Origin of the sequence: Massilia sp. PWRC2 (assembly GCF_049896725.1) — a bacterium.
Classification (GTDB): Bacteria; Pseudomonadota; Gammaproteobacteria; order Burkholderiales; family Burkholderiaceae_D; genus JAFCUW01.
The window spans coordinates 250551-274380 of the sequence record NZ_JAFCUW010000005.1 but is presented as its reverse complement, the minus strand read 5'-3'; the positions used below and the strand labels follow the sequence as shown (position 1 = coordinate 274380).

The following is a 23830-nucleotide window of genomic DNA, read 5'->3' as shown; positions in this document are numbered from 1 at the left end:
CAGTCGCAGGCGGCGCTTGCCTGCGGCCGATTCGGCCCCACCTGCTCTGTTGTGAAACCTCCAGTCACCCTCCCAGGCAGCGCCGTCCACGACTTCCACCCCGCAGTGGCAGCGTGGTTCAATGCCACCTTTGCCGCCGCCACCGAAGCGCAGCTGCGCGCCTGGCCGCTGATCCAGGCAGGGCGCGCCACCCTGGTGGCCGCTCCTACCGGCTCCGGCAAAACGCTCACCGCCTTGCTTGCAGCGATCGATGCGCTGGTACGCGAGAGCAGCGTGGCACCGCTGCCCGACCAGACCCGCGTGCTCTACATCTGTCCCTTAAAAGCGCTGTCGAACGATATCCGCCTGAACCTGGAGGCGCCGCTGGCCGGCATCGCCGCGCAGCTGTCCGCCATGGGCGCGCGGGCGCACGGCATCCGCAGCGCCGTGCGCACCGGCGACAGCAGCAGCGCCGAGCGCAACGCCATGAAGCGGCGCGCCCCGCACATCCTCGTCACCACCCCCGAGTCGCTGTATGTGCTGCTGGGGTCCGCCAGCGGCCGCACCATGCTGGCCACTGTGCGCACCGTGATCGTCGACGAAATCCACGCCGTCGCCGGCAGCAAGCGTGGCAGCCATCTGGCACTGAGCCTGCAGCGGCTCGACAGCCTGTGCGCCATCCCCCCGTGCGCATCGCCCTGTCAGCCACCCAGAAGCCGCTCGCGCGCGTCGCCGAGTTTCTGGTCGGTGGCGGGCCAGGGCGCGATTGCGCCATCGTCGACGTCGGCCACGTGCGTGCACGCGACCTGGCGCTGGAACTGCCACCGGTGCCGCTCGAAGCGGTGATGGCCAATGAAGTGTGGGAGCGCGTCTACGACCGCATGGCCGAACTGGCGGTGCTGCACCGTACCACCCTCATTTTTGTCAACACGCGGCGCATGGCCGAACGGCTGGCGCGCCACCTGGGCGAGCGTCTCGGTGCGCACCTGGTGGCGGCCCACCACGGCAGCCTGGCAAAGCAATATCGCCTCGACGCCGAGCAGCGCCTGAAAAGCGGCCAGCTGCAAGTGCTCGTTGCCACCGCCTCGCTGGAACTGGGGATCGACATCGGCGACGTCGACCTGGTGTGCCAGGTCGGCTCGCCGCGCAGTATCGCCGCCTTCCTGCAGCGGGTCGGCCGCGCCGGCCACCAGGTGGGCGGCGTGCCCAAGGGCCGCCTGTTTCCGACCTCGCGCGACGACCTGGTCGAATGCGCCGCCCTGCTCGACTGCGTCGGCCGCGACGAACTCGATATCCTGCACGTGCCGCCGGCCCCGCTCGACGTGCTGGCCCAGCACATCGTCGCCGAAGTGGCCAACCGCGAGTGGTCCGAAGACGCCCTGTTCGCGATGCTGCGCGGCGCCGCCCCGTATGCCGGGCTGGCGCGCGCGCAGTACGACGCCGTGCTGCGCATGCTCGCCGATGGTTACGCCACCCGCGTCGGCCAGCGCGGATCCTATCTGCACCGCGACGCCGCCAGCGCCAGCCTGCGCGGCCGGCGCGGCAGTCAACTCGCCGCCATCACCTCGGGCGGCACCATCCCCGACAATGCCGACTACAGCGTGCTGCTCGAGCCGCAGGGCCACGCGGTCGGCACCGTCAACGAGGATTTTGCCGTCGAGAGTTTAAGCGGCGACGTTTTCCAGCTGGGGAACACGTCCTACCGCATCCTCAACATCGACGCCGGCAAAATGCGCGTCGAAGACGCCCGCGGGGCGCCGCCGAATATCCCGCTCTGGCTCGGTGAAGCGCCCGGCCGCAGCGACGAGTTATCGCTGGGGGTGGCACGCCTGCGCGCCGACGTTGAACGCGCACTTGCTGGCGGCGATGACAACGGCGATGGCGACGGTGCGGCGGCAATCGACCGCGCCATCGGCTCGCTGCGCCAGCACCTCGGCCTGCAGACCGACGCCGCCAGCCAGATCGTCGACTACCTCGCGCGCGCACGCGCCACCCTGGGCGCCCTGCCGACCCAGGACACCCTGGTGATGGAGCGTTTTTTCGACCAGAGCGGCGGCATGCAGCTGGTACTGCACGCGCCGTTCGGCAGCCGCATCAACCGCGCCTGGGGACTGGCGCTGCGCAAGCGCTTTTGCCGCAATTTCAATGTCGAGCTGCAGGCAGCAGCCACGGAAGACGCCATCATCCTGTCGCTCTCGACCAGCCACAGTTTTGCGCTCGACGCCGTGTGGCGCTACCTGCAATCGGGCAGTGCCGAACAGGTGCTGATCGAGGCCCTGCTCGACGCTCCGCTGCTCAAGGTGCGCTGGCGCTGGAATGCCACCACCGCGCTGGCGCTGCCGCGCTTTACGGGCGGACGCAAGGTGGCGCCGCAGCTGCAGCGCATGAAAAGCGACGACCTGCTGGCCGCCGTCTTCCCCGACCAGGCCGCGTGCCTGGAAAACATCGTCGGCGAGCGCGAACTGCCGCGGCACCCGCTGGTCGATCAAACCATCGACGATTGCCTGCACCAGGCGATGGACAGCGAAGGCTGGCTGGCGCTGCTGCGCCGCATCGAGACCGGGCAGGTGCGGCTGGTCACGCGCGACCTGCCGGCGCCGTCCCCGCTGGCGCTGGAAATTCTCGACGCCCGTCCCTATGCTTTTCTCGACGACGCCCCGCTGGAAGAGCGCCGCACCCAGGCCGTCATGCGGCGCGGCTGGCTGGACCCGGCGTCGACCGACGATCTGGGCGCGCTCGACAGCGCCGCCATCGAGGCCGTGGCCACCGAAGGGTGGCCGCAGCCGGCCAGCGTCGACGAGATGCAGGAAGCGCTGGTGTCGCTGGCGCTGATCACGGCCGCTGAAGCGGCGGCCAATGACGGCTGGCGCTCGATGCTGGCCGAACTGGCCGATGGCGGCCGCGCCACCCGCCTGCAGGCCGCAGGCGTCGACTGCTGGGTGGCACTCGAACGGCTCGACTGCGTGGGCGCCGTCTGGCCCGAAGCGCAGACCACGCCGCCGCTGGTGATTGCGCCCAGCCAGCGCGGCAATGACGAGCAGCCATGGGAGCTTGACGCCGCCCTGGTCGAGATCCTGCGCGCACGCCTGTCCGGCTTCGGCCCGCAAACCCTCGAGGCCATCGCCACCGCGCTGGCACTGGTGCCTGGCACGCTGGCGATCGCGCTGGCCCGGCTGGAAGGCGAAGGCTATGTGCTGCGTGGGCGCTTTACCCCCGGCGCCGCGGTCGAACAGTGGTGCGAGCGCCACCTGCTGGCGCGCATCCACCGCTACACCATCAAGCGGCTGCGGCGCGAAATCGAACCGGTCGAGCAGGCCGACTTCATGCGCTTCCTGTTCGACTGGCAGCACCTGGCTCCCGCCACTGCCCTCGAAGGCGAAGACGCCCTGCCGCTGGTGCTGGCCCAGCTCGAGGGCTGGGAAGCGGCCGCCGGCGCCTGGGAAAGCGATGTGCTGGCGCTGCGCCTGCGCGACTATTCGATCCTCTGGCTCGACCAGTTGTGCCGCGCCGGCAAGCTGGTGTGGACGCGGCTGGGCGCGCCGCGCAGCGCCGCCGCTGGCCCCGTGCGCAGCACCCCCATCGTGCTGCTGCCGCGTCGCCGGCTGGCGCTGTGGCATGGCTTGCCGCCAGCGGCCGCCAAGCCAGAAATGTCTGCGCGCGCCGCGCGCGTGCTGGCCACCCTGCAGCGCGACGGCGCCCTGTTCCTCGATGAGCTGCAAATGGACGCCCACATGCTGCCGGTCGAACTGGAACAGGCGCTGGGCGAACTGGTGGCGACGGGACTGGTCCATGCCGACAGTTTTGGCGGTATGCGCGCCATGCTGCAGCCGGCCGCCGCCCGCGCGTCGCATCACAAAGGCAACGCGCGCCGCCGCGGTGCCGGTCCCACCATGGAAGAAGCGGGCCGCTGGGCGCTGGTGCGGCGGGCAGACAGCGAACCGTCCAGCGACAGCACCGCTGCAGCAGCATCGACAGGCCACCAGCGGCTCTCGCCTGACACGCTCGAACACGTGGCGCTGACCCTGCTGCGCCGCTACGGCGTGCTGTTCTGGCGCCTGCTCGAACGGGAAGCGGGGTGGCTGCCATCGTGGCGCCAACTGCTGCCCGTGTTGCACCGTCTGGAAGCGCGCGGCGAGATTCGCGGCGGCCGCTTCGTGGCGGGCTTTTCGGGCGCCCAGTTCGCCCTGCCGGAAGCGCTGCCGCTGCTGCGCGCGGTGCGCCGCCGGCCGCTCGACGGCGCCCTGGTATGCGTGTCCGGCGTCGATCCGCTCAATCTGTGTGGCACCCTGCTCAGCGGCGCCAAAGTGCCGGCGGTGGCGGGCAACCGCGTGCTGTTTCGCGACGGCGTGGCGGTGGTCACCATCGTCGCCGGCACCATCGGCTGGCACATCGAACCGGGCGCGCAGCGCGCGCTGCTGCACGCCCGGCTGCTGGGGCGCCAGCCGGCGCGGGTGGCGCTGCAGGGGGCCGCGCTGGCGCCCTGCGCGCACCGACCGACCGTCCCGCCGTTCGTCGGCGGCGCGCAGCAGCGGCCAGGCGGTCTATCGGTCTGGCGGCCTAGCGGACTAGCGGACTATAATTGCCGCTCCCCCCGTCACCGCGGCCGCGCGCCGTCCCGCCATGTCCAAGCCTGACGTTCTCGTTTTTGCGAATAGTCCCGCGCACGCCGTCATGGCGCAGCTCGAGGCGCAATTTAATTGTCATCACGTCTGGCAGCACCCGCCGGCACAGCAAAACAGCGTGATCGACGCCGTCGCCGCGCGCATCCGCGCGGTGTGGACGGTGGGGCCGATTGGTTTAGACGCCGGCATGATCGCCCGCCTGCCCCTGCTCGAAGTGGTGGTGGTCAACAGCGTCGGCGTCGACCGCATCGATCTGGCGGCCCTCGCTGCGCGCAGCATCGCCGTCACCAATACCCCGGGCGTGCTCACCGACGACGTCGCCGACCTGGCGCTGCTGCTGCTGCTGGCGGCGCAGCGGCGCCTGCCGGCGATGGATGCGTATGTAAGACGGGGCGACTGGGCTGACGGCGTGCGCCTGCAACCGGCGCACGGTTTGCGCGGCAAGACCGCCGGCCTGTTTGGCTTTGGCCGCATCGGCCAGGCGATTGCCGCCCGCCTGCAGCCGCTGGGCATGCAGACCGTGTATTACCAGCCGCGCGCCATCGAGGCTGGCAGCGCGGGCAGCAGCACCACCACCCGCGCCGACTCGCTGCTCGAACTGGCCGCGCGCAGCGATTACCTGATCCTGGCGGCGCCAGCGAAGGCCGCCACCTTGCACGCCATCGATGCCGAGGTGCTCACCGCGCTGGGCCCGCAGGGGGTATTGATTAACATCGCGCGCGGCGCGCTGGTCGACGAGGCGGCGCTGGTGGCGGCGCTGGCCGATGGCCGCCTGGGCGCCGCCGCGCTCGACGTCTTTGAAGACGAGCCGCACGTGCCGGGACCGTTGTGCGCGCTGCCCAATACGGTGCTCACGCCCCATATCGGCAGCCTGACAGTGGAAACCCGCCACGCCATGGGCCAGCTCACGCTCGACAATCTGTGCGCGCACTTTGCCGGCCAGCCTTTGCTAACGCCAGTGCAGCTGTAAAAAACTAAAAGGTCCCCGGCAGCAGGATGTTCTGGTCGACCTGTTCGATGTCGCGCAGGCCGCAAAAGGCCATCGTCACATCGAGCTCGTTGCGGATGATCTCGAGGCACTTGCGCACGCCCCCTTCACCAGCGGCGCCGAGGCCATACAGGAACGGCCGGCCGATATACACGCCCTTGGCGCCCAGCGCACGCGCGCGCAGCACATCCTGGCCGGAGCGCACGCCGCCATCCATGTGCACTTCGATCTGGCTGCCGACGGCATCAACGATGGCCGGCAGCGCTTCGATGCTCGACTGGGCGCCGTCGAGCTGGCGGCCGCCGTGATTGGAGACGATCAGGGCATCGGCGCCGCTGGCCACGCACAGGCGGGCATCTTCGGCATCCATGATGCCCTTGATGATCAGCTTGCCGCCCCAGCGCTGCTTGACCCATTCGACGTCGGCCCACGACATGGCCGGATCGAACTGCTGCGAGGTCCACGCCGACAGTGACGACATGTCGGAGACGGCGCTGGCGTGGCCGACGATATTGCCAAAAAAACGGCGCTTGGTGCCCAGCATGCCAAGGCACCAGGCCGGCTTGGTGGCCAGGTTGAGCATATTGGCGATGGTCAGCTTGGGCGGCGCTGTCATGCCGTTGCGGATGTCCTTGTGGCGCTGGCCCAGCACCTGCAGGTCGAGCGTGAGCACCAGCGCCGAACAGTTGGCGGCGCGCGCCCGTTCGATCAGCCGCTCGATGAAGGGACGGTCCTTCATCACGTACAGCTGGAACCAGAACGGTTTGGTCGTGTGGGCGGCGACGTCTTCGATCGAGCAGATGCTCATGGTCGAGAGAGTAAATGGCACGCCGAACGCTTCGGCGGCGCGGGCGGCGAGAATTTCGCCGTCGGCGTGCTGCATGCCGGTCAGGCCGGTGGGCGCCAGCGCCACCGGCATGGCCACGTCCTGGCCGACCATGGTGCTGCGCAGGCTGCGGTTTTCCAGGTTGACCGCCACGCGCTGGCGAAATTTGATCTTGGCGAAGTCCGATTCGTTGGCGCGGTAAGTCGATTCGGTCCACGAACCGGCATCGGCGTAATCGTAAAACATGCGCGGCACACGCTTTTTGGCCAGAACGCGCAAATCTTCGATGGTCGTGATGATGGTCATGAAACGCAGCTCCCTGAGAATGAGGTGCTTAATTTACCAGAATGGCTGAAGGCAGACGCATCTGTCGCCGGCTGTAGCATTGTTTGAAAGAAAGTGCGGATCGCGCTGCCCAGCGCTGGACAAGAGCGCAACGAGCCAGTAAAATGCGGCTTCTTCGGAGATGCACGCTCTCCGGTACCGTCGCAAAGCAGCGCGACGGCACACCAGGCGGTCACATTGTTCCTTGATCAGAAATTTTGGTCTTCCGGATATAGTGCGAAACTGTTAGAATGCTTGCTTCAAGCGGCTGTAGCTCAGTTGGATAGAGTACTTGGCTACGAACCAAGGGGTCGTGGGTTCAATTCCTGCCAGCCGCACCAGAATGTGTAGTAGAAAAGAGACTTGGAAGGCGCCAGCCGACCAGGTCTTTTTTTCGTCCATACTGTTTGCAGGCAAGACCTCAACAGGCTGCGGCAAAACACGCCGACGTAAAAAAGCGGGCGGGGGCGCACCCCCACCCGCAAAAAGGCCCTACAGGAATTGGTCAAGCACTCCCCACGGGTGGGGACATGTTGATCAGCGCGAGTGTAATGAATTACGGTTGCATATTCAATAGGAAAGTGAATTCACATATATGAGCTTGCATCTGCGCATAGGCCTGGACTGGGTCGTCGACGGCGTGACGGTGGACGTCGGCGCCCTCGCCGACCTGCTGGCGGTGGTGGCAGCGTCGGGCACCGTGCAGGCGGCGGCCGACCAGTTGCACATGTCGTATCGCAGCGTGTGGGGCAAGCTCGACAGCGCGGAAACGCTGCTCGGCCAGCAGTTGCTGGTCAAGCGCAAGGGCCATGGCAGCCTGCTCAGCGAAGCGGGTAGCGCCCTGCTCGCCACGGTCGATGCCGTGCGCGCCGCCATCGCCGCCGGCAGCAGCACCGAGCTGGCCGCCGCCCAACGCCGGCTCGAGCAAGTATTCAAGGGGGCGACGGCGCCCCTGAACCTGTTTTGCAGCCACGACGTGGCGCTCGCCGACTGCGTGCAGGACGGCGTGCTAGATGGCTGGGCCGTGCGCACCATGGGCTCGGGCAAGGCGCTCGACGGCCTGCGTGCCGGCAAGGCCGACCTGGCCGGTTTTCATGGCCCCCACCCGGACCACGGCCATGACGCCACCATCGCCGCCCTGCGCGCCGATCCAGCCTGGTTTGTGCGCCCCCTGATGCAGCGCGAACTGGGCTTTGTCGTCGCCAGCGGTAATCCACTGGGCATCGCCGGCGTCGCTGACCTGGTCCGTGCCGGCATCCGCCTGATCAACCGCCAGCAACAGTCCGGCACCCGCGCCTGGCTCGATGGCTTGATCAGCGCCGGCGGCATCGATGTCGCCGCCATCAGCGGTTACCGCCAGGAAGAATTCACCCACCTGGCGGTGGTGCGGGCGGTGGCGGCGGGCGCTGCCGATGTTGGCTTTGCCGTCAAGGCCGCCACCGCCGGCCTGGCGGTCGATTTTATACCCGTCGGCACCGAAACCTATTACCTGGCGGGCCGCGTCGCACTGGCCGACGATGCGCGGGTGGCGGCGCTGGCAGCAGCGGTCGGCACACGCATGCTCAGCCACCCGGGCTATGCGCCAGTGACGCGCTAACTGGAGCCGGCCCTCGAGGTGATGCCCGCGGCTGCGCCGAATGCCTCATGTAAATGAATTGTTCGGCCCATCCCCAGGCCGAACAGCGCCGTCAACTTGCCATCATGCGTTGAGAAGCATGTGCAATGCATCCATTTACCGTATTGCGCACGCCTCGACGACCAGGGCGCACCAGCGCGCCGTCGGGCATGAACTGTGGATGTTCGCGCGCTGGCGTAGCAGCTGCCAGCCGGCAGCAGCGGCCTGCAAGGAGGTGTCGCATGGTCAACCATGCGACACCATCCGGTCCGCGGCTTCGCCACCCTGCAGGCACATGGTGGCGCCGATATCGGCAGCGTGTATGCGCCCTACCCCATGCAGCGCAGCCGCCTGGCCAAGCAGCAGCTACCGGCCACACTCGAGCACAAACGGCTGAGCGAGCGCACCGGCAGCATCGACAGCCTGTCCGCCGGGCGCATCGGCGTGATCAAGCCGGCATGCTCAGGCCGGCAATCGGGATTCCACAGCTTACACCTTGGCTTTATGCAAAACCGCTGCTATAATCTTGCCTTTCGCGGCTGTAGCTCAGTTGGATAGAGTACTTGGCTACGAACCAAGGGGTCGTGGGTTCAATTCCTGCCAGCCGCACCAAAATTCGTCAGTAGTAAAGAAAAACACCCCGCCGGGCAATCTGCGGGGTGTTTTTTATTGTGCCGATGGGGTGCTGCCTGCCGCTGGCGAGACACCCCTGCCGCGCATCCCACCCGCATTTCACCGGGGCCGATCAGGCGGCGGCAACGCCCCGGCTGCCCCTTACAGGCGCGTCGCCTTCTTTTCAATCGCCCGGTTGCTGAGAATTTCCTCGATCTGCTCGAAGCGCACCGGCTTGACCATGTGGTGGTCGAAGCCCGCCTCGAAGGCCAGCTGGCGGTCCTTTTCCTGCCCCCAGCCGGTGACGGCGACGAGCAGTGTCATCGGCCCGTTCGACAGCTTGCGGATGCCGCGCGCCAGGTCGTAGCCGGACATCTGCGGCAGGCCGATGTCGAGAAAGGCGAAGTCGGGACAGAAGCGCGCCGCCGCCGTCAGCGCATCCGGGCCGTTGTGGGTGATCACCACGCTGTGGCCCATGGCCGAGAGCAGCGCACCGATGCTGTTGACGAAGTCGACGTTATCGTCGGCCAGCAGGATGCGGTACGTCTCGGCACTGATAAACGCCGCCGGCATCGCCTTGGTGGGCAATTCGGGCTCGACCACGATCGGCAGGCGCACCGTGAACTCGGTGCCGCGGCCGATACCGGCGCTGGTGGCGACGATGGTGCCATGGTGCAGTTCGACCAGCCGGCGCGCCAGCGACAGGCCAACGCCCAGGCCGGCATTGGTGCGCTCGAGAGTGGAATCGACCTGGACGAACATTTCGAATACATTGGCGATCATGTCGGGGGCGATGCCGATGCCGGTGTCGGTCACCGTCAGTACCAGCGTCTTGTCGTCGACCCGCGCGCCGAGACTGACGCGGCCACCGCGGTTGGTGTATTTGGCGGCATTGTTGAGCAGATTCGACAGCACCTGCGCCAGCCGGGTGGCGTCGCCATTCAAGAACACCGGGCGGTCCGGCAGATCGATCACCAGTTCATGGCCATGCAGTTCGATATACGAGCGCACCACTTCGAGGGCGTCATTGATCACCGCCTTCAATTCGACGCGGCCCATCTTGATGGCGAACTTGCCGGTGTTGATGCGCGAGACGTCGAGCAGATCGTCGACCAGCCGCACCATCTGGCGCAGCTGGCGCTCCATGATGTCGGTGGCGCGCTCGGTGGCGACGGCGTCGCCGCTGCGCAGGCGCAGGATATCGAGGCCGGTGCGAATCGGCGCCAGAGGATTGCGCAGTTCATGGGCCAGGGTGGCCAGAAACTCGTCCTTGCGCCGGTCGGCCGTCAGCAGCGCCTGTTCGGCGCGGTGGCGCACCTGGCCCTCGTGCTCGAGCGTCAAATTGGCTTCCTGCAGCGCGTGCGAACGGCGGCCGATTTCGGCCAGCATGTCGTTAAACGCCGACACCAGCACGCCGATTTCGCCCTTCTCGCTGGCCGGCACGCGCAACGTGAAATCGCGCTGCGCCATCACTTCGCGCGCCACATTGGTAACCGCCAGCAGCGGCCCGGTAATCCCTTTCTGCAGGCGCGACGCGACCAGCGCGGCGATCACCAGTGCGGCGAGCATCACCACGCCGAGGATGGCGGCATAACTGAGCACGCGGCCGACCAGGTCATAGCGGGTGCGCAGATAGACGCTGCCGAGCAGTTCGCCGTGATCGACGATGGTGCGCACCACCACCAGTTCGCCATACTCGATGCGCGAACCGGGCGGCCCGGGCTGCACCGGAAAGCGCAGTTCCTGCGACTGCTGCTGGAGATAGGAGGCAAAGCGGGTGCCGGCGGCGGTGTAGACGGCGGCGGCGACGATTTGCGGGCGCACCCGCAGCACCGCCAGGTTTTCGGCGGCCGCCTTGGCGTCGCTAAAGGCCAGCGCCGGCGCGGTGACGGCGGCGATGATGTCGGCCTGGGTGGTCAGGTCGTCGACGCCGGATTGCTGGAACGTGCGCAGGTCGTACAACAGCATGGCGATGGCGGCAGCGAGCAGGGCGACGAAGGTGGTCGACACTGCCATGATAATGAGCTTGCTGCGGACCGAACCGCTATCGTGCGTCGGCATCACGGTACTCCTTTAATGACGTGGTTGGCGACGGAGAGCAGACGCGAACTGAGTTTGATACTGTTTTTTTCGGCAGCGTCGACGGCGACATCGAAACGCACCTGGTGCTCGATGACCCTGAAATTGATGGCGCTGCCGGCCTGCAGGCCATGGCTGCATTCGCTTACCAGCAGTATCGGCGCAGGCGACCACTGCTGCAATATGTGCGTGACCATGGCACTGTCGGTACCTGCCACAAATAACAGGTGCACGGCCACCGGTTCGTCGTTCTCATGCAGCAGGCGCACGCTGACCGGGCGGCCGTTGATGGTGCGGCCGGCAACCATGCGCCCCACTTCATGGGCCAAGGCATCGGCGCCGTACACGCCGATGACGAGGGCGGCGCCGGGACCGGCAAAGGCGTGCGGCGGAAACTCGGCATAGCTGAGGAACTTGGTCAGGAAGCCCGCCTTGACGCTGCGCTCGAGCGCCAGGCTGGCGCCGCCATGCTCATACTGACGCCCCAGCGCTGGCGCCAGCATGCCCGTGAGCACCGCCAGCAGCAGCCACTTGGGCAGCCCGGGCAGACGGCGGCACAGGTCGGCGACACTGCCAGGGTTATCGCTATGGTTGAGTGTCATGCGCCAGGCCGCGGCAAACGACAGGGAACAACGGAGCCAACAAGCGGGCGTTTCAACATAGCGGATATTAAATAGGTGTTGCCGGCGACCATCACACGCGCCTCAAGTGCTTGCCGGCGCGGGCCGGGCGTGAATATGCGTAATGATAACTTGCCAAGAGGACATTTGGCGTTCAATTGACAGCGCCAATGCGGCAGCCGCAGCGCCCTGCCCCATGCGCTCAGGAAAAGCCGAATTCGGCAGCGGCCTTGGCTGCCCACAGCGCCTCTTTCTGGCTGGCGTAGGGAGTCTCGTAGCTCTCGACAGCGCCGTCGGCCGTCAGAAAATGCAGCGACCAGCCGGTGCTGCCGGCCACCAGGGCGATATCGCCGGGCTGGCAATGGCAAGCAATCGCTTCGTCGGCGTCGAGCTGGACGATATTGACCTTGCGGTGCCGGACCACGCTGACCATGGCTGTTTACCTTTGCCGTTGTTCGTTCAAGTAGGGGCGCCTCGGGGACGCCGGCCGCCGTAAAAAGAGGCGCCATGCGTGGCGCTTATATCTCTCATCACGAACAAAAATTGGCCAAATCTTTTGCGATGCAACAATATAGCACCTGTCTCCTCTATTCTCCTCCAAGAAAATAGATTCAGCCCGCTCCCGTAGCGGGCTTTTTTTTGCCTGCCGATGTAGAACGACGGCGCAGTAACACGGCGCAGCAACCCGGCGCAGGACGGCGGCGCAGCGGGGCAAGCGCCTGGCGTGCCCGGATTAGCTGGCGCTTTCGTGTACGATGCAGTTTTTCTTTCATTCGTATCAGCCCGACTGAACGCGCACTCCCATGCTTGACGCCGTATCGCTGGCCACCATGGCCGCCCTGTCCACCAACCATGACTGGTCGCGCAGCGCCGTTGGCGCCCCCGCCAGCTGGCCGAGCGCACTGCGGCTGACGGTCGACATCATGCTCAATACGCCGCTGCCCATGTTGCTGTGCTGGGGGCCGCAGCGCGCGGTGCTGTTTAACGGCGCGTATGCCGCGCTGGCCGGCGCCGGCCACCCGGCGGCGCCGGGCGGCAACGTGCCGGCGCTGTTGCCGGTGCCGCTGGCCGCCGCCCGCGACAGCGTCGACCAGGCCTTCAGCGGCGTGGCCACGCACCTGCGGCGCCGTTCCCTGCAGTTTGCCGGCAGCGCGCTGGCGCACGAAGCCGACCTGCATTTCACACCCCTGCTGCAGGACGATGGCGCAGTGGGCGGCGTGCTGTGCGCGCTGGCGCCGCCCACCGCTGCTGCCGCTACCAGCGCTGGCGCCGCCGCTGGCAGCGCCCTGCGCATCCTGGTAGTCGAAGACAATCTCGATTCGCAATTTCTGGTATGCGAAATGCTCAGTGCCTTTGGTCACGACAATGCCGGCGTCGCCCATGCCGAGGGGGCCCTACAGTTGCTCGACGGCGGCAATTTCAATGTGCTGTTTACTGACGTTAGCCTGCCTGGCATGTCGGGCGTCGAACTGGCGCGGCGCGCGCGCGCGCGCGATCCCTCGCTGCGGGTGATTTTCGCCTCCGGCTATGGCGACGCGCTGTTACGCCAAATTGAATTTCCTTACTTGTCGTTACAAAAACCATACGAGATCGAGCAGTTACAAAACGCCCTCGCGGCAGCCGCTGCAAGCGTGTGAATACGGCGCCCTCGTCTGCGCTAGAATCGTACGACCGACAGCGGCCCGCGACATGGGCCGGCAGCCAACCACCATGATCGCGACGTATCTGATGAGCTCCTCCCCACTGGTGCGCCAGCGTTCCGCCGGCGCCGCCCGATGACCCAGCCCGAGCGCGCCGCGGCTGCCGCTGGCGGCGCCGAGTTCGAAACCATTCTCGAGCACCTGGGCGACGGTGTCTGCACGGTCGATGCCAGCTGGCAGGTAGTGTGGCGTAACCACGCCGCTGCCGCCATCGTCGGCGACGCCGGCAGCGTGCTGTGGCAATCGGTGGGCCTTGACGCTGCCGCCGCCGTCCGCATCAAGCACGCCTGCGCCGTCGGCCAGGCCGGCGCCAGTTGCTGCTGCGTGTTTCAGCACCTGCGCCTGCAGCGCTGGTTCGAACTGCATGGCGCGCCGCATGGCAGCGGCATGGTGTGCCGCTTCCAGGACATCACCGCGCGCCGCGCCGAAGAAGAAGCACGGCTCGCTGCCGGCAGCCGTCTGCAGGCGGCGCTGGCGGCCGGACGGCTGGGCGACTGGCGCTGGGATGCCGCGCTGCGCCAGGTGACGCTGGGCGCGCGCGCGGCCGAACTGTTCGGCCTCGACGCCGAAGCGGCAGTGCCGTGGGAGCGCTTGCAGGAACGCGTGTACCAGCTCGACCGGCCGATGGTGGACGCCGAACTGCGCCGCGCCGCCAGCGTCGGCGGCGACCTCAATATCGAATGCCGCATCGATGTGCCGGGGCAGGCGCTGCGCTGGATTTCGGTGGTCGGCCGCGCCGACCTGGCCGCTGACGGCAACGGCGGCAGCAGCGGCGCACGCCTGCTCAGCATGACCGGCGTGGCCCAAGACATCAGCACCAGGAAAAGCGCCGAAGACACCCTGCGTCAGAGCGAAGAGGTGCTGCGCGCGCTGGCCAATTCGGTGGCCCAGCTGGCCTGGATGGCGCAAGCCGATGGCGACATCGTCTGGTTCAACGAACGCTGGTACGAATACACCGGCAGCGCGCTCGAACGGATGTCGGGCTGGGGCTGGCAATCGGTGGTCGATCCCGACGTGCTGCCGCTGGTGCTGCAGCGCTGGCACGAGTCGATCCGCACCGGCCAGCCGTTCGACATGGAATACCCGATCCGCGGTGCCGATGGCCAGTACCGCTGGTTCCTCACCCGCGTCAATCCGGTGCGCGACCGCCTCGGCCACGTGGTGCGCTGGTTCGGCACGAATACCGACGTCGACCAGGTCAAGCGCGTCCAGCAAGCCCTGCGCGAAGAATCGAACGTGCTCGAGCTGCTCAACAGCACCGGCAGCGCGCTGGCGCGCCAGCGCGACCTGCGCTCGCTGTTGCAAACCGTCACCGACGCCGCCACCGGCATCAGCGGCGCCCGCTGCGGGGCCTTCTTCTACAACGGCCGCGACCGCGACGGCGCCCCCTTCACCGTCACCACCCGCGCCGGCGCCACCTGCGATGAACTGGCGCGCATCCTGCCGCCGTCACCGGGCCCGGGCGCGCGCGACGCCGTGCTGCGCTCGAACGACACCACCATCGATGCGCGCTTCAGGGCGCCCGCCGGCATCGAGCTGGCGGCGCCCACCATGCGCAGTTATCTGGCGGTGCCGGTGGTGTCGCGCTCGGGCGAACTGGTGGGACGGCTGGTGTTCGGCCACCCGCAGACCGGTATTTTTTCCGAGCGTACCGAACGCATCGTCGGCGGCATCGCCGCCCAGGCCTCGGTGGCGATCGACAATACCCGGCTGTACGAGGCGGCCCAGCACGCCGCCGAAGAGCGCAAGGAGCTGCTCGAAAGCGAGCGGCGCGCGCGCGCCGAAGCCGAGCGCACCAGCAATATGAAAGACGAATTTCTGGCCACCCTGTCGCACGAGCTGCGCACGCCGCTGTCGGCCATCCTCGGCTGGGCCCAGGTGCTGCGGCGCGGCACCCGTGGCGCCGACGACCTGCAGCGCGGCCTGCAAACCATCGAGCGCAATGCGCGCGCCCAGGCGCAGCTGATCGAAGACTTGCTCGACATGAGCCGCATCACTTCAGGCAAGGTGATGCTCGACATCCAGACCATCGCCCCATCGGTGTTCATCGATGCCGCCATCGACACCCTGCGGCCGGCCGCCGAAGCGAAAAATATCCGCCTCGAAAAAGACTACGACAACGCCACCGGCATGATCGCCGGCGACCCGGCCCGGCTGCAGCAGGTGATCTGGAACCTGCTGTCGAACGCCATCAAGTTCACCCCGCGCGACGGCCTGGTGCAGGTGCTGGTGCGGCCACTCGGCGCCAACGTCGAAATTGCCGTGCGCGACAGCGGCGCCGGCATCGCCCCCGAGTTCCTCACCCATGTGTTTGAACGCTTCCGCCAGGGCGACTCGTCGACCACCCGCCAGCATGGCGGCCTCGGCCTGGGGCTGTCGATCGTCAAGCACCTCATCGAGCAGCACGGCGGCACTGTCGCCGTCGCCAGCGAGGGCGAACAGCAGGGCGCCTGCTTTACCGTCGAGCTGCCGGCCGCCACCCCGCAAGTGATCGCCGCCCGTTCCGACCGCGCGCGCTACAACCCGCCGTCGCCGCTGACCCCCGACATCATCCTGCGCGACCTGAGCGGCATGAGCGTGCTGGTGGTCGACGACGAACCGGATGCGCGCGACCTGATCAAGCGCATCCTGTCCGATTGCAACGCCGTGGTGCATACGGCCTCGAGCGCCAGCGCCGCCCTTGCCGCACTGCGCGCCGCGCCGCCCGATCTTTTGATCAGCGATCTGGGCATGCCCGATATGGATGGCTTTGCCCTGCTGGCCGCCGTGCGCGCCCTGCCACGCGCCGAGGGCGGCGCTGTGCCAGCGGTGGCGCTGACCGCGTTTGCCCGCTCGGAAGACCGGCTGCGGGCACTCGAAGCGGGCTTTAGCGCCCACATTTCCAAGCCGGTCGAGCCGACCCAGTTGATCGCCACCGTGGCAGACCTGCAGCAGCAGCGTACTTGACCAGCGCCAACAGCGCGTTCACACTGCTCCTACCGTGCTGCGAGTGACTGTCCTACAAGAAATATAAAAGGGTTTGCTACAGTTGCGGATGTTCCGCTGGACCGGCGCCAGTCTTGATGAAAAATTATGGTTGGCAGCGTTGTCGAGCCGCCAACCTGCCGTCCACCGCGCCGGAACGGGGGGCGCACTGACAGAGATCACCGCATGCCGAGCCGAGAAGACATCCTTAACGCAAAAATACTGGTTGTAGACGATTCGCCTGACAATATCGAGTTGATGGAAGAGATATTGCGCGCGGAAGGCTACACCTGTGTCAGCTCGACCATGCTGCCCGAACAAGTGTGCCCGCTGCACCGCCAGCACAATTACGACCTGATCTTGCTCGATCTGCAAATGCCGGGCCTGAACGGTTTTCAGGTGATGAAGGGTCTCAAGGAAATCGAGCACGGCGGCTACCTGCCGGTGCTGGCGCTGACCGCCCAGCCCAGTTTCAAGATTGCCGCGCTGGAAGCGGGCGCGCGCGATTTCATTAGTAAGCCGTTCGACCTGCTCGAAGTGCACAAGCGCATCCACAATATGCTCGAAGTGCGGCTGCTCTACCGCGAACTGGCCCAGTACAGCCGCGCCCAGCAGGAACTGGCGCTGCACGACGCCCTCACCGGCCTGCCCAACCGGCGCCTGCTGGAAGACCGCATCGCCACCACCTTGCAGCACGCCAATCGCAACCACCACAAGGCGGCGATCATGTACATCGACCTCGACGGTTTCAAGGCGATCAACGACACCTATGGCCACGCCTACGGCGATGAAGTGCTCAAGACCATCGCTGCGCGCCTGCTCGACTGCTCGCGCAAGGAAGACACCGTGGCACGCCTGGGCGGTGACGAATTCATGGTGGTGCTCAGCGAAGTGAGCGGCCTGGCCGATGCCCAGGGACCGGCGGCAAAAATCGTCGAAGCGGTGTCAGAGGAAATTTTTATCAACGACCTCACGCTCAAACTGTCGACCAGCATCGGCATCAGCATTTATCCGGACGATGCCGAAACGGTCGATGCGCTCATCAGCATCGCTGATTACGCCTTGTATGAAGCCAAGCGCGGCGGCAAGAACCGCTTTTGCGCCACTTCATCGCACCCGGCTGGCGGGCATGCGACCAGCGGCAGCAAGGAGCCGGTGCGCAACTGACGGTGGACGGCTGTTGCTACGTAACAAAAAGCCAGCGCGAGCTGGCTTTTTGCTGGCCTGTCAGGTCTTGCGCGCTTACTTGCCCTTGGCGCCGTTGGCCTTGATCTGCGCCGCATGCTGATGGTCGCGCGCAGCATCGACCATTTCAGGCGGCACCTCGATGCGGGTCACGCCCGCATCGACGGAAATCGGATCGCTGGCAGGAAACGTCATTTCAACGGCATCGTCAAGCAGGATTTCCCGGGCCAGCTCGGCGGGGGTATCGTTTTCCACTTCCGCCAGCGTCTGGATGGCGGTGGCCCACTTGATAAAATCGAGCTTGGCCAGTTCGCCGATGGTGTTCACGCCAAAGGCCAGGCTGAGCGCGCGCGCATCGGACGCGCTCACTCCGCGCAGGGCGCTGACAGGGGCTTCGGCCAGTTCGCGGAATGACTTGCTATGAAACGATGTATCGACGATCGCCTGGATATTCATGAGGTGTCCTTTCAGGGTGGCAGACCCGTTACTCCGCGCCGGAGAACAGGACAAAAAACCACTATCGCATGTAAGCGTCCGGGTGACTGTGCGTCAGCGTACAGTGCCCGGACTTCGCCGTCAAAGCGCTTATGCCGTCGCCATCAATTCTTCCTTGCGCGCCAGCAGCTGCGCACCGAGCGCCACCAGGTCGAGCGCCGTCTTGCGGGTGAGCGGGAACATCGCATCTTCTTCCTCGCTCGCATGGTGGTCGATCTGCTCGCCCAGCACTTTGACCTTGGCGTCGTACAAATCATCCTGCGGCGCCATCGCCTCGATCTGCGCAATGAGCTGCTTGGCGCCGCCGTGTTCGACTGCGGCCTCGTCGAGCATGTCGTGGAAGGGTTTGCCCTGGGTGCGCAAGGCAGGATAGAAAATTTCTTCTTCGATTTGCGCGTGCACCGTCAGCGCCTTGCACAGGTCGGAGGCGATGTTTTTCTTGGTGACAAAGGCGCGCTCGCCCAGCGCGTCATATTGCTTGAACAGGGCGCGCGCGTGGGCGTGGTCGGCGGTCAACAGGGCGATGGCATCAGCAGGCTTGGTCATGGTAGTTCCCGGGTCCAGTGGTCAGAGGGTGAGAGGATGAGACGGTGAGAGGATAAAACAACGTTGGCGAATTGCCATCGCTGTATCATCCAGAAAACTGCACCGCCTGACTGTGCGGCAGCTAACATGGCCAGCGCGCCGTTCCCAGGCGCACTGTTGTATCATCGGGAATCATTCTTTCAGGCCTAAACATGAGCACATCTCCCCCTCCCCCAGGCGATTTGCCCGCGCTGTCGCAGGCAGGCGCCGGGTCGGCTGACGATGTGCGCGAATTGCTCGGCCACCTGAGCCAACAGTGGGACCAGCAGCGCCGTCAGCTGGCCCGCCAGTTGCATGACAACCTCGGTTCATCGATGACGGCGCTGACCATGCACCTGGCCCTGCTGACCCAGCAGCTACCCAGGGAGCAGGCCCTGCTCGATCGCAGTGCGCAAATGAAAACCTTGCTGATGAACATAATCAGCACCAACCGCGACATGCAGCGGCGCCTGTGGAACGACAGCCTGGAGTTTCTCGGCCTGCACGCCGCGATCAGCGAGGTGCTGGCCCAGTTCCGCGAGCAGCATGGGCTGGTCGCGCGCCTGAGCTTGCCGGACGAGGACAGCAGCTATCCCATCGAGCAATCCGCGCTGCTGATGGCCGCGCTGGAACAAGGCTTGCAAAATGTGATCGCCCATGCCAGCGCCAGCGAAGTGGACGTGATTGTCGATGATGATGGCGACCAGGTGATGCTGACGGTGCGCGACAATGGCATCGGTATCGGCCAGCACGCCTTCGCGCGCGCGCACCACGGCCTGCGCGCGCTGCAGGCACGCGCCAGTTACCTGGGCGGCAGCCTGCGGGCGCAGGCCGCCCCCGACCAGCTGCCCGGCACCTGGGTGACGCTGATTTTGCCACGCAGCTCGCCGCCCGCCGGCGACGCGCCACACTGAGCGCCGCGGCGGCCGCTGCAGGGCTGCCGGCTCAATGCAGCTTGACCAGCGGCGCGGTGCGGCGGATCAGGAAGCGCGCCAGCGCCAGCAAACCGGTGCGCACCGTCCCCAGCACGGCGCGGTGGTGCATCAGGTGCAGGCTCACATACATCATTCTCGCAAACATGCCTTCGACAAACCAGTTAAAGCCCTGCAAGGCACCCATCAGGCTGCCCACCGAGGTGCTGTTGCCAACCGAAACGAGGGAACCGTAGTCGGTGTAGACATAGCCCTTGGCCGGCGCCGGCTGGCCCTTTTGCTGGCGCACGAAGCAGTCGAGCAGATAAGCTGCCTGCTGGTGCGCCGCCTGCGCGCGCGGCGGCACCGTCAACCCTTTGGCATCGACGCAGGCAGCGCAATCGCCCAGCGCATACACATTGGCCACGCCTTTCACCTGCAGGCGCTGGTCGACCTCGATCTGGCCATTGCGTCCGGTCGGCAAGCCCAGCGCAGCGAGCCACTGGGGCGCGCGGATCCCTGCTGCCCACACGCACAGGTCGGCCGGATAGCGGTTGCCGTCGGCATCGGTGACTTCAGCGGGACCGATGGCGGTGACCTTGCAGCCGGTGACCACCTTGATGGCGCGCTCATGCAGCAGCGCCAGCGCGGCATCGGACACCTTGGCCGGTAGCGGCGAGAGAATGCGTGGCGCCCCTTCCAGCAGGGTGAGCTGGACATCGCGCAGGGCATCGAGGCGCTCGAATCCGTAACTGGCGTAAATATTGCTCGCTTCCCGCAATTCCGCCGCCAGCTCCACCCCGGTGGCACCGCCACCGATGATGACGATGTCGACGCTGTCCTTGCCGCTGCGCAGCTCGGTGGCGGCCGGCGGGTGCGCGCGGCGCTGGTCGGCCATGGTCATCAGGCGCAGCAATTTCAGGCGGAAGTGCTCGGCGTCTTCGGTGGCGTTGAGCGAAATGGTATTTTCGGCCGCGCCCGGCACGCCAAAGTAATTCGAGGTGCTGCCAACGGCGATGACCAGCTTGCCGAATTCAAGGCTGCGTTCGGGCAGCACCTCGTCGTCGGCGCTGCCGATGGCGGCCACCGTGACGCGGCTGCTGGCGATGTCGAGCGCCGTCATGGCGCCATAGATAAAGGTAAAACCGTTATCGTGCGCCAGCATCTGGTACGACAAGCCCTCCTGGTGAATGTCCAGGGTACCGGCGGCCACTTCGTGCAGCGAAGGCTTCCAGATGTGATACAGACGGCTGTCGACCAGCGACACCTTGCCGGCACCGAGCTTGCGCCCCAGCTTGCAGGCCAGCTCCAGGCCGCCTGCTCCCCCACCGACCACGACGATTTCGCTACGCACGCAACACTCCTTCACACCAGACGATAACAATGAATAAAAAACGTATAAAAAAAATGGTGTGTGCGACACAGTCACACCCACCAACAGTCTACACGCCCGCGGCAACTAAAAGCTTCCCGGCGACATGGCCCAGGAAAAACAGGCGCCGCCGGGCAGGCACGCCGCAGCCTGCGGCAGGGAGCGGGCGCCAGTGTGCTCAGCGGTCAGTCGCCGTGGCGACCTCGACCGTTGCCATCGCCCCGGCCTTCATTGCCGTGCTCGCGGCCACGGTCATGCCCGCCACCGTGCTCGTCGCGGCGTTCATCGCGCATGTGTTCGCGGCGCTCGTCATGCAATTGCGGGCGCGGTGCCTCGCGGTAAAAATTCTCGCGCACCACCGGACGTTCGCGGTAATGGCCCTCGCGGTAGCGTGGAACGTAAGTATTGCTGTACCAGCTATCTTGGACGAAATAGACCTGGCGGCCGCAGGCGTTGTAGCGGCCGCAATGCTGGGCCCAGTGACGGCGATGGCCGGGCGGCACCCGCAGGTACACCGGCGCGCCCACATACTGGCGCTCGATGACCACCGGCTGCGGCGAGTACAGCACCGGCGGCGGGAAACCACCGATATTGAGCTGGCCATAAAACCCCGGCTGGCCGACATTGATACTGACCTGGGCGGCGGCAGGGGCAGCCGCACCGAGGGCGAAGGCGAGCGTGGCGCCGAGCGCCAGTGCGGCCCTGGCGGCGCGCCGCAAGCGCGCTTGAGGTAAAGAAGTAGTCATGGTGATGATCCTTTGCATGGTGAATCTGACAGCGAGTCCGACAGCCGGTTTGCCAGCGACAATGGGACGACTGTAACAGAGCCGGCGAGCGTGTCTGTACGCTGAGGCACCATGCTTACTGTTGTTACACATAGTAACAACGGTATCGCGCTCACATGGCGCGAAACAGCGCCATGAACGGCTGGCTGATGTTCAGCGTTTCCGGCCGCGTTTTCAGCTTCAGCACGCCCCTGCCGGCGTCGTCGCGGCTAATAGATGAGATCGCTTTTACGTTGACGATGGTGGAGCGGTGAATCTGCTTGAAGATGGCCGGATCGAGCACCTCGAGCAGCGCGCGGATGGGTTTTTTGAGCAACGCTTCGCCGGCCGCCGTCATCACCACCGTGTACTTCGAATCGGACTGAAAATAGGCGACGTCCTCGACCATGATCAGGCGCGTCTCCAGGCCGGCACTGGCGGTCAGCCACACCAGCGGCGGCGCAGTCAGCTGTGCCTGTGCGCCCAGCTGCGCCAGCATGGCCGCCAGTTGCGCCGCATCGGCGCCACCGGTGGCCGCACGGCTGCGCAGGCGCTGCAGCGTGGCCGCCAGGCGCGCCGGGTCGACCGGCTTTTGCAGGTAGTCGACGGCGCCGCGCTCGAACGCATCGATGGCGTACTGGTCGTAGGCGGTGACGAATACCACCTGGGTGCGCGGGCTGCACTCGGCCAGCGCTGCCGCCACTTCCAGTCCCGACAGACCGGGCATGCGGATGTCGAGAAACGCCACCTCCGGCTGGTGGGCGGCGATCGCTTCGAGGGCGGCAGCGCCATCCTCGCAGGCGGCGACGACCTGCAGCGCGGGCCAGGCCAGCTGCAGCTGGCGCACCAGTTCTGCGCGCAGCAGCGCTTCGTCTTCGGCGACCACGCAGCGAAAGCTGGCATTGGGTATGCCAATGAGCGCGCCGGTCACGGCGCCACCGGTAGACGAATGGTGGCGGCCACCCCGGCCGGGAAATTGGCGACGATGTCGAACGACGCCGCCTCGCCGTAGGCAAGCTGCAGGCGCTCGCGTATATTGCGCAGGCCGATGCCGGTGCCGCTGCCCTCGCTGGAAAAGCCGCGGCCATCGTCGGCCACCGTCACCGCCACGCCGCCACGCGGCATCACGGCGTCAGCCGGCAGTTCGCGCGCCAGTATCCACACGGTGCCGCCACCGCTTTGCGGTTCCAGCCCATGCTTGATGGCGTTTTCCACCAGCGTTTGCAGCATCATCGGCGGCATGCCGATGCTGCGCAGGTGGGCGGCAACGTCGATCTGCAACTGCAGGCGGGCGCCCATGCGAATTTTCAGGATGTCGAGGTAGGCGTGGGCGCGCTCGAGTTCTTGCCCCAGCGTCGACAGGTCGTCACCGGTGCGCGGCAGCGAGTGGCGCAGATAGGTGATCAGGTTACCGAGCATGGCATCGGCACTGGCCGGGTCGCTGCGGGTGAGCAGCTGGGCGCTGGCCAGGGTGTTGTACAAAAAATGCGGCTCGACCTGGGCATGCAGCAGCGACAGCTTGGCCACCGTCAGCGCTTTTTCAGTGGCGCTCTGGGCCGCCGCCGCCTTTTCGCTGCGGCGCCGCTCGGCCACCCGCCGCGCAAGCGCCCGCGACAGCGCTTCGGCGTTTTCCAGGTTGGTGCCGTAATCGATGAAGAACCAGTCGGTCCAGGCGGCCCGCTCCGGCTCGCAGATCAGCATCACGCTGCCGGCGTCGCCGTTCGGCGTGACCGTCATCGATACCTGGTTGTGCAGGCTGTGCAGCCGGGTCAGCCACGGCCACGACAAGGTCTCGCCCGGATACGGATTGCCGCGCGTGATGTGCACCCGGCTTTGCAGGCTGTCGCGCGCCGAGTCGAGCGCACGCACGCCGGGCAGCTCGCGCATGGCCGCTTCCACCAGGTCGAACGCCTCGCCCGCTTCCAGCGGCAGTTCGACCTGGCGGCGCTGCCGGCGCGACAGCGCGGCGACGCTGAGCGCACCGGCAATCAGGCGCACCCGGTTGACGTGCGAAAAGGCGCCGGTGATGATGATGGCGCCGACCAGCGCGCCGAAGGCGACAAACACGCCGTCATTGCTGCTGTGGCGGAAAAAAATTTCGTGGGTGAAGATGGCCGTGATCAGGTACAGCAGCAGCCAGGCAAAGGTCAGGCGGGCAATGAAGAAGATGCTGGCAAACATGGTCGATCCCTGCGTGAGTGAAGATGGCC

The 23830-nt window shown here is 66.3% G+C and carries 17 protein-coding genes, 2 tRNA genes and 1 pseudogene; 10 read left to right on the top strand and 10 right to left on the bottom strand.

Annotated elements, in window-relative coordinates; genetic code table 11:
- Positions 1 to 51: 51 nt before the first annotated feature.
- Both ACP7BZ_RS12485 and ACP7BZ_RS12480 read left to right on the top strand, forming a co-directional pair.
- Positions 52 to 4418, top strand: a pseudogene (locus tag ACP7BZ_RS12485) (DEAD/DEAH box helicase); the annotation flags it as partial.
- Between the two features lie 181 nt (positions 4419 to 4599).
- A complete protein-coding gene (locus tag ACP7BZ_RS12480) occupies positions 4600 to 5571 on the top strand; it encodes an NAD(P)-dependent oxidoreductase (protein WP_426113545.1) in 972 nt (323 codons plus the stop codon).
- Between the two features lie 4 nt (positions 5572 to 5575).
- Here ACP7BZ_RS12480 and ACP7BZ_RS12475 read toward each other — a convergent pair whose 3' ends face one another.
- Entirely contained in the window at positions 5576 to 6721 is a 1146-nt protein-coding gene (locus ACP7BZ_RS12475) for an alpha-hydroxy acid oxidase (protein WP_426113543.1), read from the bottom strand.
- Positions 6722 to 7003: 282 nt separating this feature from the next.
- Between ACP7BZ_RS12475 and ACP7BZ_RS12470 the strand changes: the two genes are divergently transcribed.
- The 4 genes from ACP7BZ_RS12470 to ACP7BZ_RS12455 all read left to right on the top strand — a co-directional run bounded on the left by ACP7BZ_RS12470 (position 7004) and on the right by ACP7BZ_RS12455 (position 8966).
- Positions 7004 to 7080 (top strand) — tRNA-Arg (locus ACP7BZ_RS12470).
- A 254-nt stretch (positions 7081 to 7334) separates the two neighbouring features.
- Positions 7335 to 8336 carry a substrate-binding domain-containing protein gene (locus tag ACP7BZ_RS12465; RefSeq protein WP_426113541.1) on the top strand — a complete coding sequence of 334 codons (1002 nt, stop codon included), beginning with the start codon at positions 7335 to 7337 and terminating at the stop codon, positions 8334 to 8336.
- A gap of 270 nt (positions 8337 to 8606) precedes the next feature.
- Positions 8607 to 8912 (top strand): hypothetical protein, encoded by a 306-nt coding sequence (locus ACP7BZ_RS12460; protein ID WP_426113539.1) that lies wholly within the window; start codon positions 8607 to 8609, stop codon positions 8910 to 8912.
- Positions 8890 to 8966, top strand: a tRNA-Arg gene (locus ACP7BZ_RS12455). Before ACP7BZ_RS12460 ends, ACP7BZ_RS12455 begins: the two co-directional genes overlap by 23 nt.
- 162 nt (positions 8967 to 9128) lie before the next feature.
- On the opposite strand, the gene ACP7BZ_RS12450 is transcribed toward ACP7BZ_RS12455, so the two are convergent.
- The 3 genes from ACP7BZ_RS12450 to ACP7BZ_RS12440 form a co-directional block, all read right to left on the bottom strand.
- On the bottom strand, positions 9129 to 11027 hold the full coding sequence (locus ACP7BZ_RS12450; protein WP_426113537.1) for a hybrid sensor histidine kinase/response regulator: 1899 nt from the start codon (positions 11025 to 11027) through the stop codon (positions 9129 to 9131).
- Entirely contained in the window at positions 11027 to 11647 is a 621-nt protein-coding gene (locus ACP7BZ_RS12445; protein ID WP_426113535.1) for a YfiR family protein, read from the bottom strand. The genes ACP7BZ_RS12450 and ACP7BZ_RS12445 overlap by 1 nt, the downstream gene beginning before the upstream one ends.
- Positions 11648 to 11867: 220 nt before the next feature.
- Entirely contained in the window at positions 11868 to 12098 is a 231-nt protein-coding gene (locus tag ACP7BZ_RS12440) for a hypothetical protein (protein WP_426113533.1), read from the bottom strand.
- Between the two features lie 370 nt (positions 12099 to 12468).
- On the opposite strand from ACP7BZ_RS12440, the gene ACP7BZ_RS12435 reads away from it, so the two are divergent.
- From ACP7BZ_RS12435 to ACP7BZ_RS12425, 3 genes are all read left to right on the top strand, one after another.
- Positions 12469 to 13302: a response regulator gene (locus ACP7BZ_RS12435; protein WP_426113531.1), complete on the top strand. Its 834-nt coding sequence runs from the start codon at positions 12469 to 12471 to the stop codon at positions 13300 to 13302.
- A gap of 138 nt (positions 13303 to 13440) precedes the next feature.
- Complete coding sequence (locus ACP7BZ_RS12430; RefSeq protein WP_426113529.1) at positions 13441 to 16311, top strand: ATP-binding protein; 2871 nt, start codon at positions 13441 to 13443, stop codon at positions 16309 to 16311.
- Between the two features lie 204 nt (positions 16312 to 16515).
- Positions 16516 to 17496 (top strand): diguanylate cyclase domain-containing protein, encoded by a 981-nt coding sequence (locus ACP7BZ_RS12425; RefSeq protein WP_426113527.1) that lies wholly within the window; start codon positions 16516 to 16518, stop codon positions 17494 to 17496.
- A gap of 75 nt (positions 17497 to 17571) precedes the next feature.
- Here the strand turns inward: ACP7BZ_RS12425 and ACP7BZ_RS12420 are convergent, their stop codons facing one another.
- Positions 17572 to 17970, bottom strand: coding sequence for a hypothetical protein (locus tag ACP7BZ_RS12420; RefSeq protein WP_426113525.1), 399 nt, complete (start codon positions 17968 to 17970; stop codon positions 17572 to 17574).
- A gap of 129 nt (positions 17971 to 18099) precedes the next feature.
- Positions 18100 to 18555: a hemerythrin domain-containing protein gene (locus tag ACP7BZ_RS12415; RefSeq protein ID WP_426113523.1), complete on the bottom strand. Its 456-nt coding sequence runs from the start codon at positions 18553 to 18555 to the stop codon at positions 18100 to 18102.
- A gap of 191 nt (positions 18556 to 18746) precedes the next feature.
- Here ACP7BZ_RS12415 and ACP7BZ_RS12410 point away from each other — a divergent pair, with 191 nt between their 5' ends.
- On the top strand, positions 18747 to 19487 hold the full coding sequence (locus ACP7BZ_RS12410; protein ID WP_426113521.1) for a sensor histidine kinase: 741 nt from the start codon (positions 18747 to 18749) through the stop codon (positions 19485 to 19487).
- Positions 19488 to 19518: 31 nt separating this feature from the next.
- On the opposite strand, the gene ACP7BZ_RS12405 is transcribed toward ACP7BZ_RS12410, so the two are convergent.
- From ACP7BZ_RS12405 to ACP7BZ_RS12390, 4 genes are all read right to left on the bottom strand, one after another.
- Positions 19519 to 20838: an NAD(P)/FAD-dependent oxidoreductase gene (locus ACP7BZ_RS12405; RefSeq protein ID WP_426113519.1), complete on the bottom strand. Its 1320-nt coding sequence runs from the start codon at positions 20836 to 20838 to the stop codon at positions 19519 to 19521.
- A 203-nt stretch (positions 20839 to 21041) separates the two neighbouring features.
- Positions 21042 to 21602, bottom strand: a complete 561-nt coding sequence (locus ACP7BZ_RS12400) for a hypothetical protein (RefSeq protein ID WP_426113517.1) — start codon at positions 21600 to 21602, stop codon at positions 21042 to 21044.
- Positions 21603 to 21753: 151 nt separating this feature from the next.
- The gene (locus ACP7BZ_RS12395; RefSeq protein ID WP_426113515.1) at positions 21754 to 22551 is read right to left on the bottom strand and encodes a LytR/AlgR family response regulator transcription factor; all 798 of its coding nucleotides are present in this window, start codon (positions 22549 to 22551) and stop codon (positions 21754 to 21756) included.
- Entirely contained in the window at positions 22548 to 23801 is a 1254-nt protein-coding gene (locus ACP7BZ_RS12390; protein ID WP_426113513.1) for a sensor histidine kinase, read from the bottom strand. Before ACP7BZ_RS12390 ends, ACP7BZ_RS12395 begins: the two co-directional genes overlap by 4 nt.
- Positions 23802 to 23830: the final 29 nt, after the last annotated feature.